The sequence below is a fragment of the Microbacterium istanbulense genome (genome assembly GCF_037204145.1).
GTDB lineage: Bacteria > Actinomycetota > Actinomycetes > Actinomycetales > Microbacteriaceae > Microbacterium > Microbacterium istanbulense.
The window spans coordinates 48,931-63,422 of the sequence record NZ_JBBDGN010000007.1 but is presented as its reverse complement, the minus strand read 5'-3'; the positions used below and the strand labels follow the sequence as shown (position 1 = coordinate 63,422).

General features: G+C 69.2%; 12 protein-coding genes. 6 read left to right on the top strand and 6 right to left on the bottom strand.

Annotated elements, in window-relative coordinates:
- Window positions 1–2 precede the first annotated feature (2 nt).
- From WDU93_RS08695 to WDU93_RS08685, 3 genes are read left to right on the top strand one after another with little or no spacing between them, the layout of a single operon-like run.
- Complete coding sequence (locus WDU93_RS08695) at window positions 3–1,424, top strand: RNB domain-containing ribonuclease (RefSeq protein ID WP_337319603.1); 1,422 nt, start codon at window positions 3–5, stop codon at window positions 1,422–1,424.
- 29 nt (window positions 1,425–1,453) lie between these two features.
- Complete coding sequence (locus WDU93_RS08690) at window positions 1,454–2,149, top strand: nucleotidyltransferase domain-containing protein (RefSeq protein ID WP_337319602.1); 696 nt, start codon at window positions 1,454–1,456, stop codon at window positions 2,147–2,149.
- Between the two features lie 49 nt (window positions 2,150–2,198).
- A complete protein-coding gene (locus WDU93_RS08685) occupies window positions 2,199–3,698 on the top strand; it encodes an HNH endonuclease signature motif containing protein (protein ID WP_337319600.1) in 1,500 nt (499 codons plus the stop codon).
- 149 nt (window positions 3,699–3,847) lie between these two features.
- Here WDU93_RS08685 and WDU93_RS08680 read toward each other — a convergent pair whose 3' ends face one another.
- From WDU93_RS08680 to ispG, 3 genes are read right to left on the bottom strand one after another with little or no spacing between them, the layout of a single operon-like run.
- Window positions 3,848–4,705 (bottom strand): hypothetical protein, encoded by an 858-nt coding sequence (locus tag WDU93_RS08680; RefSeq protein ID WP_337319598.1) that lies wholly within the window; start codon window positions 4,703–4,705, stop codon window positions 3,848–3,850.
- A 48-nt stretch (window positions 4,706–4,753) separates the two neighbouring features.
- On the bottom strand, window positions 4,754–5,086 hold the full coding sequence (locus WDU93_RS08675; protein ID WP_337319596.1) for a nuclear transport factor 2 family protein: 333 nt from the start codon (window positions 5,084–5,086) through the stop codon (window positions 4,754–4,756).
- Between the two features lie 59 nt (window positions 5,087–5,145).
- Window positions 5,146–6,276 carry a flavodoxin-dependent (E)-4-hydroxy-3-methylbut-2-enyl-diphosphate synthase gene (gene ispG, locus WDU93_RS08670; protein WP_337319843.1) on the bottom strand — a complete coding sequence of 377 codons (1,131 nt, stop codon included), beginning with the start codon at window positions 6,274–6,276 and terminating at the stop codon, window positions 5,146–5,148.
- A gap of 246 nt (window positions 6,277–6,522) precedes the next feature.
- Between ispG and WDU93_RS08665 the strand changes: the two genes are divergently transcribed.
- Complete coding sequence (locus WDU93_RS08665) at window positions 6,523–8,397, top strand: chorismate-binding protein (protein WP_337319594.1); 1,875 nt, start codon at window positions 6,523–6,525, stop codon at window positions 8,395–8,397.
- Window positions 8,398–8,430: 33 nt separating this feature from the next.
- Here the strand turns inward: WDU93_RS08665 and WDU93_RS08660 are convergent, their stop codons facing one another.
- Window positions 8,431–9,744 (bottom strand): M50 family metallopeptidase, encoded by a 1,314-nt coding sequence (locus WDU93_RS08660; RefSeq protein WP_337319592.1) that lies wholly within the window; start codon window positions 9,742–9,744, stop codon window positions 8,431–8,433.
- A gap of 96 nt (window positions 9,745–9,840) precedes the next feature.
- Here WDU93_RS08660 and WDU93_RS08655 point away from each other — a divergent pair, with 96 nt between their 5' ends.
- A complete protein-coding gene (locus tag WDU93_RS08655; RefSeq protein ID WP_337319590.1) occupies window positions 9,841–11,454 on the top strand; it encodes a Mur ligase family protein in 1,614 nt (537 codons plus the stop codon).
- Between the two features lie 27 nt (window positions 11,455–11,481).
- On the opposite strand, the gene dxr is transcribed toward WDU93_RS08655, so the two are convergent.
- Window positions 11,482–12,567 (bottom strand): 1-deoxy-D-xylulose-5-phosphate reductoisomerase, encoded by a 1,086-nt coding sequence (gene dxr, locus WDU93_RS08650; RefSeq protein ID WP_337319588.1) that lies wholly within the window; start codon window positions 12,565–12,567, stop codon window positions 11,482–11,484.
- A gap of 32 nt (window positions 12,568–12,599) precedes the next feature.
- On the bottom strand, window positions 12,600–13,577 hold the full coding sequence (locus WDU93_RS08645; RefSeq protein ID WP_337319586.1) for an FKBP-type peptidyl-prolyl cis-trans isomerase: 978 nt from the start codon (window positions 13,575–13,577) through the stop codon (window positions 12,600–12,602).
- Window positions 13,578–13,712: 135 nt separating this feature from the next.
- Between WDU93_RS08645 and WDU93_RS08640 the strand changes: the two genes are divergently transcribed.
- Window positions 13,713–14,492, top strand: a complete 780-nt coding sequence (locus WDU93_RS08640; protein ID WP_337319584.1) for a lysophospholipid acyltransferase family protein — start codon at window positions 13,713–13,715, stop codon at window positions 14,490–14,492.

The following is a 14,492-nucleotide window of genomic DNA, read 5'->3' as shown; positions in this document are numbered from 1 at the left end:
GCATGCCTCAGCGTCGATCGCATGTCGCCCCGTCCGCCACGCAGAGCGAGCTCGCCGCCGCCCTCGCCGCTCTCCGCGCGGACATCGAGGCGCCCACGGAGTTCTCGCCCGCGACGCTCAGCGAGGCGGAGGCGGCTGTGGCACCTGTGCCTGAACTCGATCTGCGCGAGGTGCCGTTCGTGACGCTCGACCCGGAAGGATCCCGCGATCTCGACCAGGCGCTGTACCTGGCGCGCAACGGTGCCGGTTTCGAGGTGCGCTACGCGATCGCCGACGTGCCGTCATTCGTGAAGCCGGGCGGAGCGGTGGACACCGAGGCGCGCGAGCGCGGGCAGACGCTTTACCTCGCGGACGGGAACATTCCGCTGCATCCGCGGGTGCTGTCCGAGGATCGCGCGTCGCTGCTGCCCGACGTCGATCGGCCGGCGCTGGTGTGGACCTTCGCGCTGGATGCCGCAGGCGCGGTGACGGCGTTCCGTCTGGAGCGGGCGTTGGTCCGCTCCAGGGCTCAGCTGGATTACGCCACAGCACAGGCGGCGATCGATCGCGGCGAGGAGGGGGCACTCTCACTGCTGCCGGTGATCGGAGGGTTGCGCATCGAGCAGGAGCGGTTGCGCGGGGGTGCCAGCCTGAATCTGCCCGATGAGGAGGTCGTGCAGCGCGAGGATGGCAGCTACGACATCGAGCGGCGGCATCCGTTGCCTGTCGAAGACTGGAACGCACAGCTGTCGTTGATGACCGGTATGGCCGCCGCCGAGCTGATGCTCGGTGCGAAGGTCGGTGTGCTCCGCACCATGCCACAGCCGGATGAGAAGGCGTTCGCCGCTTTCCGGCGTCAGACGGAGGCGCTGGGCAGGCCGTGGACGATAGGACGCTACGGCGACTACCTGCGCGGTCTGGATCGTGATGATCCGATGACGCTCCCTGTGCTCGAGGCGGCGTCCGCCCTGTTCCGTGGTGCGGGGTACGCGGTGTTTGACGGTGAGGTTCCTGCGGAGACGGAGCAGGCAGCGATCGCCGTTCCATACGCGCACGCGACCGCTCCCCTGCGCCGCCTGGTCGACCGGTGGGCACTGGTGATCTGCCTGGCGATCTCGCGGGGCGAGGAGGTGCCCCGGTGGGCACGTGAGTCGCTGCCTGAACTGCCCGGGCTGATGCAGGCATCCGCGCAGCGGGCCTCGGCACTGGATGCCGCAACGATCAACCGCGTGGAGGCAGCGCTGCTGGTGCCGCGGGTCGGCTCACAGGTGGAGGCCACCGTGATCGAGCTGCGCGACGACCGCGCCGTGGTGCAGCTCGCCGACCCCGCGGTGACGGCGACGGCGCCGGTGCCGCCGGAGTCCGCGCCGGGTGATGTCGTGCGGCTGACCGTCGTAGGGGCGACGATCGCGACGGGCGAGGTGGAGTTCTCCGTTCCTGCGTGACGTGGTCAATCGCTGGTTACGGTTGTCTGGTGAACTTTCTGACCTTCGCTGAGCAGTTCATCGAAGCGCAGTTTCCGAGGGCGGCGATCGCCGTGCTGGCCGGGAGCACCGCGCGCCGGGAGAGAACCGCCACCAGCGATATCGATCTGCTGCTGATCGGCGAGGACCTGTTCGAACAGGAAAGGTCACGGACGGCAATGGCGACGACGCGTGCGTACGCCGGCGAGGTCTTCGAGATCTTCGCGTACACGCCCGCGGGCTTCGCGGAATGGGCGGAACGGGATCTGGCGAGACACCGACCGGTGATCGTGCGGATGCTGATCGACGGCATCCCGATCCGTGACGACGGTAGCCTCGCGACGTTGCGGGCACGGTGGCGCACCTCGCTCGATCTGGGCCCGCGCATCGACGACGCCGAGCTCGCGTTCCGCCGATACGTCATCACCGACCTGCTGGATGACCTGCAGGACTCGACATCGCCGATCGAGATACGCGTGCTCGAGGGGCTCCTGTATGAGCGGATCGCCGAACTGATCCTGCTCAGCGGCGGCGAGTGGATCGGCTCAGGCAAGTGGCTGCCGCGGCGGCTCGCGGCTTTCGACGCCACCCGCGCAGCGGCGCTGAGCGCGCCGTTGTTGGCAGGAGACCACGCCGGATTCGCCGAGCGCGTGGCTGCCGAACTCGATGCATGCGGCGGACGGATGCAGGACGGCATGGTGCGATAGTCATTCGTCCTTATCTTCGAATGTCGGAGGTTAATGACAGTGTCGAGGTATGGACTACTTCAGCGACATCACCTCGAGGATCGCGTCACTGCGCGCCCTCGTCGGTGACGTCGCGTGTGCGTCCGAACTGCCACACAGCGTCGAGGCGCTCGACGACGCGTCGACAGTCGAACTGATGAGCCTCAGCGGCGAACTGGCCGCTTTTGCTGACCAGTTGTGCGCAGTCGGCGCGGCGGTGATCGCACGGCGATCGGAGCGCAGCGCTGGAGTGACCGGCGTTGCGCAATCGCGCGGGCACCGCAATGCCGTGTCTTTCGTGCAGGAACTCACCGGAACGACCCGAGCCGAGGCCGCAAAGCACGTGCGCGTCGGTGAGTCACTTCTCGAGCATGAGGCGACCGCCGCCGCGCCGCAGGCAGAATCCGACGAACCGCCTGGCTCCCAGCAGACGACAACTGACCCGTCCCGACCTCCCTGGCACGCCTGCCTGTCACGCGCCGTGTTCACCGGAGCGCTCACGTCTGCCCAGCACGACGCGATCCGGCGCGGACTCGGCACGCCACCCGAGCGCGACGACAATGCGGATGCCACCGCCGCCGCACACGCCGCATGGGCCCTCGCCGCCGAACAGCTCATCTCCGAAGCGGCGGCGCGCACGGTCGAAGAACTCATCCGCACGGCACGCACAGTGCGCGATCAGCTGGATCCAGAGGGAGCGCACGCCCGTTTCGAAGCACGTCACCTCGGGCGGTCATTCCGGACCTACACCGACGCAGACGGCATCTACCACGGCCATTTCACCTTCGAAGACGAGGGTTTCGCCTGGGTGCGCGCGATCGTCGACGCCGCACTTCGACCGCGACGCGGCGGCCCCCGTTTCGTCGACGCCGACGAACGCGCGGGTGCGGACGAGCTGACCGCTGATCCGCGGAGCAACGACCAGCTGGCATATGACCTGCTGCTCGACGTGTTGCGGGCCGGGGCCCTCGCCGACGCCACCGATGTGTTCGGCACACGTCAGGCCGGGATCCGCATCGTCCACGTCGCGCCACGCACCGGCGAGGCGGCGCCGCCCGTGCCGATACTCGAAGATGACGGATCGTCAATGCCCAGTTGGCTTGTCGCGACCCACTCCTGCGACGCGGGACGCGTGCCGGTGACGGTGGATGCGAGCGGGCGACCACTGGATGTAGGCCGGGAGCAGCGGCTTTTCACGCCGCGCCAGCGGGTCGCGCTGGCGGTCCGCGACGGCGGCTGCGTCTGGCGCGGCTGCGATCGCCCTGCGTCGTACTGCGAGGCACACCACATCGACGAATGGGTCGCGGACCATGGTCGCACCGACATCGACCGCGGTGTGCTGCTCTGCCGCTACCACCACATGACCCTGCACAACGGCGGATGGCGCATCACCACGGCAGACGGCGATGCGGAGGAGTTCCTGCTTCATCCGCCGGGTGGCCGAGATCCCGTGCCGCTGCCGCAACGGCTCGCACGTCGTTATCTCTGGGGCGTCGAGCCGCCACCGAAACGCTTCCGCACGGTGGCGTAAGGCACGAAGGCCGAAACGCTTCCGCACGGTGGCGTAAGGCACGAACGCCGAGACGCTTCCGGCCGGTGGCGTAAGGCGCGGACGCCACCGCGGGGGTCAGGCCGAAGGCACCGCGTGCGCGTCAGGCCGCAGACACCGCGTGGGCGGCGTCAGGCCGCGGGCACCGCAGTGGTCGTCATCACGAGCAGCTGCGGGTCGGACAGATCCAGCGACACCGAGACCGACGAGAACTCCCCCAGCGACGCCACATGCGTCCCGCCGCAGAGGATCGACGCGGTGCCTTCCGGCAGGTCGCACTCCCAGCGACGACGATCGACGATCGACGGCCCCTCGACCATGACACGACTCGCCGCGCCGTCCGCGACCCACTGCGCCAGCGTCGCATTGACCGCCGCTTCCCGCTCCGACAGTGATGCCGCGAACCCCTCGGTGTCGAAGCCGGCCTTACGCAGGCTCTTGCCCAGTCGGTACTCGTCGACGCTGCCATTCGCATGAATCCGACTCGTCTGGTTCGCGCGACCCTCGAAATCCGGGTTGCCCAGCGCATCCGTGCCGGGATCCTTCCGCCACAGATCCGCCACCGCCAGATCCAGCGCCAGGGACGCCAGATGGCAGGCCGTGTGGCCACGGCTGAGGCCAGCGCGACGATCCGTATCCACCTCAAGCGTCGCCAGGGCGCCCACAGCCACCTCCTCCCCCGGCTCTGATGCCAGCCGATGGCCGACCAGCCACGTCCACCCCTCGGCCCCACGCTTCACCGGAATCTCCGCGCCGACGGCGAACACGCCCTCATCGCTGACGGCGGCCATGACTGCTTCGGCGACGTCGAGCGTGACCCCACCCACCCGGATCGTGCCGGCGTCGCCCGGCTGGTCGGGCCAGGTGTGGTCGACCGGATGGAACGGCGTGGCATCGACCACCACGACCGACGTGTCGGCGTCGACGATCAGCACCTCCCCGTGACCGGTCAACGCACCATCGGGGAAGGACACCAGGGTGGGCAGCACGGACAACCTCCGCAGAGAGAACGAACCGACGTGTGGAACGGCCGATGCTCAGTGGCTCGGCGGAATCGTGAAGCTGGCGAGCTTGCCGTCGCGCACGACGAAGATGCCGTCGGACTCGCCGTTGAAGACGCGGCTGCTCCAGCCGAAACGGATGCGCGTCGTGTCGCCCGACGTCTCCGCAGACAGCACCGTCATCCTTGCGCCGGCGCCGATCGCGTCACTGCCAGCCCAGGCCCGCACCCCGGCAGGGCCAGCCTTGACGTTGCCCCAGTCGCTGACGAAACCGTCGGGCGTGAACGCCGCGACGAACGCCTCCGTGTCAGCGGCATTGATCGCATCGACCATCGCCTGGACGGGAGTGGGCAGGGAAACATCAGACATGTCGGCTCCTTGATCGGATCGTGACGAGCGGATGACGGGGGCGAACCCGCCACAACTGCTCAGGCCGTGACGACCTGCGCCGTGCCGAGCGGAGCGTCGGGCCCCATCTCGTCGGCGATGCGGTTCGCCTCTTCGATGAGCGTGGCGACGATGTCCGCCTCGGGCACCGTCTTGATCACCTCGCCCTTGACGAAGATCTGTCCCTTGCCGTTGCCGGAGGCGACGCCCAGGTCGGCCTCGCGCGCCTCACCGGGACCGTTCACGACACAGCCCATCACCGCTACGCGCAGCGGCACGGTCATGTCCTTGAGTCCTTCGGTGACGTTCTCGGCGAGCGTGTAGACGTCGACCTGTGCGCGACCGCATGACGGGCACGAGACGATCTCCAGCTTGCGCTCACGCAGGTTCAGCGACTGCAGGATCTGGTGCCCCACCTTCACCTCTTCGGCCGGCGGAGCCGACAGCGAAACGCGGATCGTGTCGCCGATACCTTCGCCGAGCAGGATGCCGAACGCCGTCGCGCTCTTGATGGTGCCCTGGAACGCGGGCCCTGCCTCGGTCACGCCGAGGTGGAGCGGCCAGTCGCCCCGCTCGGCCAGCTGGCGGTACGCCTTGACCATCACGACCGGGTCGTTGTGCTTGACCGAGATCTTGAAGTCATGGAAATCATGCTCCTCGAACAGCGACGCCTCCCAGACCGCGCTCTCCACGAGCGCCTCCGGGGTGGCCTTGCCGTACTTCTCGAGCAGACGACGATCCAGCGATCCCGCGTTGACGCCGATCCGCAGCGACACGCCGGCGGCCTGTGCGGCCTTGGCGATCGCGCCCACCTGGTCGTCGAACTTGCGGATGTTGCCGGGGTTGACCCGCACCGCGGCACAGCCCGCGTCGATCGCCTGGAAGACGTACTTGGGCTGGAAGTGGATGTCGGCGATCACCGGGATCTGGCTCTTCGCCGCGATGATGTGCAGCACGTCGGCGTCATCCTGCGACGGCACGGCGACGCGCACGATCTCACAGCCGGATGCCGTCAACTCGGCGATCTGCTGGAGAGTGCCGTTGATGTCGGTGGTCTTGGTGGTCGTCATCGACTGGACGCTCACGGGGGCGTCACCACCGACGAGCACCTTGCCCACCTTGATCTGACGGGACTTGCGACGCGGGGCGAGGACTTCGGGGATCTTCGGCATCCCAAGATTCACTGCTGGCACACGCACAGCCTACTTCGCGGGAATGCACGACGGCTGGATGCGGCACCGTCCCGCGCCGTCATGCCGCCGTTCGCCCCCGCGCACTGTGGTAGTTTCAGCCCATGCTCGTGAACCGCACCTGGTGGCCCGCCTTCTAGGCGGTGCGTTCGCGATTACACAGAACCAGACCGCCCCCAGGGCGGTCTTTCTGTTTGGCCGCCCTGATGCCCCTGCACAGGAGAACCGATGTCCCAGCTGGCCGACCTGACCGCCGACCCGTCAGCATCCTTCGTGTTGATCGCCCGCGACGGCGCCGACACCGTCGAGCTCCTGACCGGCGAGGTCATCGACGTCGACCTGCTCGCCGACATCCCGCTCGGCACCGGTGCGGATGCCCGCGAGATCTTCGCCCTCGTCCCCTATCGCCAAGTGCGCGAGCGGGGCTTCGAGGCGCGTGAGGACGACACACCGCTGCGGTGCCTGCTCGTCGACGAGCACCACCACCTGCCGGCATCCGCCCTCATCGCCGAACTGCCGAACACGCCCATCCCCCTGCGCGACGGCGGCTTCGACGTCTCCGACGACGCGTACGCCGCGATCGTCGAACGCGTCATCGCCGATGAAATCGGTCAGGGCGAAGGCGCCAACTTCGTCATCCGCCGCGACTACACCGCCGGGTACGACGCCGACGACCGCACGGCAGCACTCACCTGGTTCCGCGCACTGCTGGAGCACGAGCGCGGTGCGTACTGGACGTTCGCGGTGATCACCCCCGGCCACATCGCCGTCGGCGCCAGCCCCGAGGCGCATGTCGTCGCCCGGGACGGCGTCGTCACCATGAACCCGATCTCTGGGACGTTCCGCCACCCCGCCGGCGGCGCCACGAAAGAGACGCTGACTGAGTTCCTCTCCTCCACCAAGGAAACCGAGGAGCTGTTCATGGTGGTCGACGAAGAGCTCAAGATGATGTCGGCGGTCTGCTCGGACGGCGGCCGGATCACCGGCCCGCATCTGAAGGAGATGTCGCGCCTGACGCACACCGAGTACATGCTGCGCGGCAGCAGCCGGCTCGATCCGCGCGACATCCTGCGCGAGACCATGTTCGCCCCCACCGTCACCGGCTCACCCATGCAGAACGCGTGCGCCGTGATCCGCCGACACGAACGCGTCCCGCGCGGCTACTACTCGGGCGTCGCTGCGCTGTTCACGCCGAATGACCAGGGCGGTCACGACCTCGACGCCCCCATCCTCATCCGCACCGTGTACCTCGACGGCGGCCGGCTGCGTGTGCCCGTGGGCGCGACGCTGGTGCGGCACTCCGACCCGCAGGGCGAGGTCAGCGAGACACATGGCAAAGCTGCCGGTGTGCTCGGGGCGATCGGCGCGATCGAGCGCGACCATGCCGCCGAGGCGGTCGATGACGATGCTCCGGCGCCTCGTCGAGCCCTAGCCGACGACGCCGACGTCGCCGCCCTGCTCGCCTCCCGCAACGAACGGCTGGCCGAGTTCTGGATGAACCCGCAGGGCGAGGACCGTTCCGGACCGTTCGCGGGTCGCACGGCCCTCGTGGTGGATGCCGAAGACCGCTTCACCACCATGCTCGGCCACCAGCTCGGCCATCTCGGGCTGCAGGTCACGATCGCGCCGTGGGAACAGGTGCAGGATGCCGACATCGACGCGGCAGACCTCGTCGTCGCCGGTCCCGGCCCCGGCGACCCGCGCGATGATGCGTCGCCGCGCATCGCCCGCATGCGGGAGGTCGTCGCGCGCCGGCGCGACGCCGACGCTCCCCTGCTCGCCGTGTGCCTGAGCCATCAGATCCTCGCCGACAGCCTGGGCATCGAGCTCGCGCCCCTGGATGCCCCGCACCAGGGCGTGCAGAAGACCGTGCCTGTCTTCGAGGAGGACGCCTCCGTCGGGTTCTACAACACGTTCACCGCGCGCGTCGCCCCGGGAACGACGACCGTCGGACCGGCAGAGGTCTCGGCCGACCCGGACACCGGCGACGTGTACGCCCTCCGCGGCGAGCGCTTCGCGAGCGTGCAGGGGCACCTGGAGTCGATCCTGTCGCGCGACGGCATCCGCACGCTCGAGCGCCTGGCCGGCCACGCACTGTCCTGACGACACGCTCTCGCACGGCCGCGCCCCGAGGGCTCAGCCGAACAGCGAGACGGGATCGAAGAGGTCCGCGATGAGCAGCAGCGCGCCCATCGCAATGAGCACCACCGCGACCACCACCGTCAACGGCACGAGCCGGGTGGCATCGACCGGGGCGGGCGCGGGCTTGCCGCGCAGTCTGGCCCAGGCGCGGCGGACGCCGTCCCACAGCGCCACGACGATGTGTCCGCCGTCCAGCGGCAGCAGCGGGATCATGTTGAACACGAACAGCGCGATGTTGAGCGCGCCGAGCAGGTTCAACAGCACCACCATGCGGTTGAGCACAGGGGCATCCGTCGCGGCAACCTCGCCGGCAAGACGCCCGACCCCGACGACGCTGAGCGGGCCGTTGGGATCGCGCTCCGCATCGGTGAACAGGGCCACCCCGACATCCCACAGACGCACGGGCAGTGTGACGATCATCGAGGCGACCGCACCCGCCTGCTGGAAGGCCATCTCCGTGCCGGTGCCGATCGGCTGCTGCACAAAGGCGACCTGCGCGCCGAAACCGGCGTAGCCGACCTCCTGCGTGATCGGCTCACCGTCCTCATCGAACTGAGGGGCTCCCGCGGCATCGACCACTTGCCGTTCGGCGGCGACGGGTGTGAGCTGCAGCGTCTGCTGCTCCCCGTCTCGGTCGACGACCACCGAGAGCGTCTCATCCGGTGAGTCGCGGATGATGGCCGAGGCGTCCGCGAACGTCTCGATAGGCACCCCATCGATGCTCACCAGCACGTCGCCGGGCAGGATGCCGGCCTCGGCGGCGGGCGCCGCGGGGTCATCTGCCGTGCACTCCGTCTGCGTGGAGCCGGCAGGCAACACGCACTCGCTCACCGAAGCGATCGTCGTGGTGCCCTGCGAGAGTCCGATCCCGGACGCGAGGATCGTGAAGATGAGGATGCCGAGCAGCAGGTTCATCACCGGGCCACCAAGCATGACGATCACGCGCTTCCACACCGGGAGCCGGTAGAACGAGCGCGCCTCCTCACCGTCGGCGATCGTCTCGTCATTGGCCGATCGGGCGTCCTGCACGAGGGTGCGGAACACCCCCTTGGCCGCTCCGGTCTCCTTCGAGGGCGGGTACATGCCGGACATCGAGATGAAGCCGCCCAGCGGCAGCGCCTTGAACCCGTACTCGGTCTCGCCGAACCGCCTCGACCACAGGCGCGGCCCGAAACCGATCATGTACTGACCGACACGCACGCCGAACAGTTTCGCCGGCACCAGGTGCCCGATCTCGTGCAGGCCGATCGACAGGCCGAGTCCCACGAGCATGATCAGTATGCCGAGGACGTAGAGCAGGGTTTCCACCCGTCAACGCTACTGGGCAGGCCTTGTGAATCGCCCGCGTGTTGGGCCCTGGGCCTGCCGTCGCGTACACGGCCAGCGTGAGAACATGGTTGAGCCATGACGACAGATCATCTTCCTCCCGTGCTGCGCCCCGCCGACCCACCCCGTCGCGCGCTGGCCGAGCTCGCCGCCCGTTTCGCCACCGAAGTCCGCGGGGACACCGCCGACGTGCAGCTGAGTGGCATCACCCTCGCCACCGCCGACCTTCGCGCCGGTGAGGCCTTCGTCGCGATCCAGGGTGTGAACCGCCACGGTGCGGAATTCGCCCAGTCGGCGGCCGAGAAGGGTGCCGTGGCGGTGATCACCGACGCTGCGGGCGCCGAGATCGCGGCATCCGCCGGGCTGCCGATCATCGTCGTCGCCAACCCCCGCGCCGTGCTCGGCGACCTGAGCGCCTGGGTCTACGGCACCGGAGCGGGCGACCCGCTGCCGCTGCTGTTCGGCACAACGGGCACCAACGGAAAGACCAGCGTCTCGCACCTGCTGGAGGGCATCCTCGACCAGCTCGGTGTGGTCACCGGCCTGTCGTCGACGGCCGAACGCCACATCGCCGGCCAGGTGATCGTGTCACGTCTGACCACGCCCGAGGCATCCGAGATGCACGCCCTCCTCGCCCTCATGCGCGAGCGTCACGTCGAGGCCGTGGCCGTGGAGGTCAGCGCCCAGGCGCTCTCCCGCCACCGCGTCGACGGCATCGTCTTCGACGTCGCCGGTTTCACCAACCTGTCGCACGATCACCTCGATGACTACGCCGACATGGAGGAGTACTTCGAGGCGAAGCTGCCGCTGTTCCGCCCCGACCGCGCCCGTCGCGGCGTGGTGAACCTCGACTCCCCCTCCGGCGCTCGCGTGGTCGCTGCCGCCGAGATCCCCGTAGTCACGGTCGGCACCCCGGCGATCGCCGCCGATCCGGATGCTGCGGCTGCCGCCGACTGGATCGTCACGATCGACGAGGAACGCCCGGCGGGAACGGTGTTCACGCTCAGCGGGCCGGCCGGCACGCTCACCACCCTGGTCCCGGTGATCGGTCCGCACATGGCCGCGAACGCGGGTCTGGCGATCGTGATGATGCTCGAGGGCGGCTACTCGTGGGAGCGCATCACCTCGGTGCTCGAGCGCGACGGCCAGATCCACGCGTACCTTCCCGGGCGCACCGAGTTCATCTCGGGTGAGCGGGGCCCCGCGGTCTACGTCGACTTCGGCCACTCCCCCGACGCGTTCGAGAAGACGCTCGCCGCCGTGCGACGGGTCACGCCCGGCCGCGTGCTCATGCTGTTCGGCGCCGATGGCGACCGCGACGCGACCAAGCGCTACGACATGGCGCGCACCGCCGTCGAGGGCAGCGACGTGCTGGTGGTCACCGACCACCACCCCCGATTCGAGGACCCGGCGTCGATCCGCGCCACGCTGGTGGCCGCCGCGCGTGAGGTGCGGCCGGATGCCGACATCCACGAGTACTCCCCGCCGGAGGCGGCGATCGTCGCCGCGGTGGGACTCGTCGGCGACGGCGACGCGATCCTGTGGGCAGGGCCCGGACACCAGGACTACCGCGACATCCGCGGCGTCCGCACGCCCTACTCGGCTCGCGAACTCGCCCGTCGCGCACTGCGCGCCGCCGGCTGGCCGGTACCGGACTCCCGCTGGCCGGTGCCGTACCCCGACGAGGACTGACCCCGCCGGATCAGGCGCAGGGCCGGATCAGGCCGACGCGGCGATCCGCTCGTCGGCGGTCCTGCGAGCCCACTGCTCGGCCTCGGCGAGCGATTCCACGGTCAGCTGCTCCGGCGGCTCGTGCGCGTCGATCACGGCCTGAATCGTGTCGACGATGCCCAGGAACGGCAGCCGTCCCTCATGGAAGGCGTCGACGGCCTGCTCGTTGGCGGCGTTGTACACGGCGGGGAATGTCGACCCGGCGCGCCCGACAGCCTTGGCCAACGTCACGGCGGGGAACGCCTCATCGTCGAGCGGTTCGAACGTCCAGCTCGACGCCGTGCGCCAGTCCAGCGGACGGCCCACGCCACCCACCCGGTTCGGCCAGTCCAGGCCGAGCGAGATGGGCAGGCGCATGTCCGGCGGTGAGGCCTGCGCGATCGTCGACCCGTCGACGAACTCCACCATCGAGTGCACGATCGACTGCGGGTGCACGACCACCTCGATGTCGTCGTACGTGACACCGAACAGCAGATGCGCTTCGATCACTTCGAGCCCCTTGTTCACGAGCGTCGCGGAGTTCGTCGTCACCACGCGACCCATGTCCCACGTCGGATGCGCGAGCGCCTGAGCCGGGGTCACATCGGCGAGCTCTGCCCTGGTGCGGCCGCGGAAGGGTCCGCCGGATGCGGTCACGACGAGGCGTCGGACCTCACCGGGGCCGCCCGAGCGGAGCGCCTGGGCGATCGCGGAGTGCTCGGAGTCGACCGGAACGATCTGGTCGGGTGCGGCGGCCGCGAGCACGAGTTCACCGCCGACGATCAGCGACTCCTTGTTGGCGAGCGCCAGCGTTCGCCCGGCATCGAGCGCGGCCAGGGTCGAACCGAGTCCGATCGAGCCGGTGATGGCATTGAGCACGACGTCAGCCTCGACGTCGCGCACCAGCTGTTCCGCCTCGGCGGCACCGAGGGCGGTGTCCTCGACATGGAACTCGGCGGCCTGCTCGGCGAGCATCTCCGCGTTGCTGCCTGCGGCCAGCCCCACGAGCTCGAATCGGCGCGGGTTGGCCTTGATGACCTCCAGCGCCTGGGTGCCGATGGAGCCGGTGGAGCCGAGAACGATGATGCGACGCATGCCGCCAGCCTATGCGCTGGCGGCAGCGCTCATCACTGCTCGGCCGGAGTGGTGCCGAGGATATCGACCACGAAGACGAGCGTCTCCTCGGCCAGCTCGTGGCCCTCGCTCGCACCGTACCCGTCGGCCGGAGGGATCTCGATGAGCACCTGCGACCCGACGGTCTGGCCCTCCAGACCCTTCTTGAAGCCGGTAACGACACCGGTGGTGGGGAACTGAGCCGGGAACGCGGCGTTCGTCCACGTCGCGTCGAACTCTTCGCCGTTGCTCCACTTCACGCCGCGGTACTGCACGGTGACCAGGTCGCCCTCGGCGACGACGGGACCGTCGCCCTTCTTGAGCGTCTCGACGACGGTCTCGGCCGGCGCGTCCCCCTCGGGGATGGTGATCGTGGGTGCCCCGGACTCGTCGAGCGTGACCGTCGCCACGCCGTCAACCGCCTGCTGCTCCTCGCCCGTGGCGACCGTGGGCAGTTCCTCGAGAGTCTGCACGTACAGCACGACGTCGTTCGCCCCTTCGCCGAGCGTGGAGCCCGGCAGGGTGAGGACGATCTCCGAGCCGATCGGCTCGCACTCCGTCGCCACCAGGAAGATCGACGACTGGGTGAAGTCGCTCAGCTGCGGCTGCTGGTTGGGGTTGAGCAGAACGGGGAGCACGCCGTCGGCACCGCGCTCCGAGGTGCCCATGACCTCGCCCGTGGTGGCGTCGACCAGCTGATAACGCACCGAGATGAGGTCGCCGGGGACGACGTCCTCGCCGTCGCCCTCCACGACCACCGTGCGCTCGACGTCGGCGAACTCCGTGCCCTCGGGAACGGTGATCTTCGCATCCAGTCCGCTGCCGTCAACCGTGACCGCGTCCGAGCCGGCGCCGGCCTGCTTGTCGAGCACGCACGTGGAGTCGGCGGTAGGGGTCGGGGTCTGCTCCGGGGTGGCCTCACCCGAGCAGGCGGTGAGCAGCACGCCGGCGACGGCGACGGTGGAAAGGAGGGCGATGGGACGCAGACGCACGGAGACACCTCGGGTTCGTGGACACAGACGCGTCCATCCTGGCGCATCCGGCTTTGTCCGGGCTGAATGAATCGCCTCTGATGCCTGGGTCGCCTCATGCCGAGCGCGGCATGGACGCGGCGATATTCTTTTCTGATGACTTCTGAGCAGTCGACGCCGTCCGCTCCCGAGGCTCCCGAAACCGCCTCTCCCCGCCGCGCCGGCATCCGCTACGCCCTCGGTCGCGCCGTCGCGACCCCGTTGGCTCGCATGGTGTACCGTCCGCACATCGAAGGACGCGAAAACGTTCCGCGCTCGGGTGCGGTGATCTTCGCGAGCAACCACCTGTCGTTCATCGACTCGATGGCGATCCCGGTCGCAGCTCCCCGCCCTGTGCACTTCCTGGCGAAGTCGAGCTACTTCGAGGGCACGGGACTCTCCGGTGCCGCCTCACGCGTGTTCTTCACCTCCGTCGGCGCGATCCCCGTGCAGCGTGGAGGCGGCCAGGCGGCGCTGGACGCGTTGGATCTGCAGCGCCAGCTGCTCGAGGAGGGGCTCGCCGTCGCCCTGTACCCGGAGGGCACACGCTCCACCGACGGTCGGCTGTACAAGGGCCGCACCGGCGTCGCATTCCTCGCGCTGCAGACCGGAGCCCCCGTGGTGCCGGTGGGCCTGATCGGCACGGACCGCGTGATGCCGGTCGGCGCGAAGATGCCGTCGGTCAAGGAGCGCGTCACTGTGCGCTTCGGAGCCGCCCTGGACCTCAGCGCGCACGGCCCGGCGAGCAGCGGGCGGGCGCGGCGCCAGGCAACCGACGAGATCATGGCCGCCATTCACGCGCTCTCCGGTCAAGAGCTCGCCGGCGTGTACAACGAACCGCCGGCGGCGGGGCCGATCGAGAAGATCAAGCAGGTGTTGCCGCACGAGCGGCGCTGA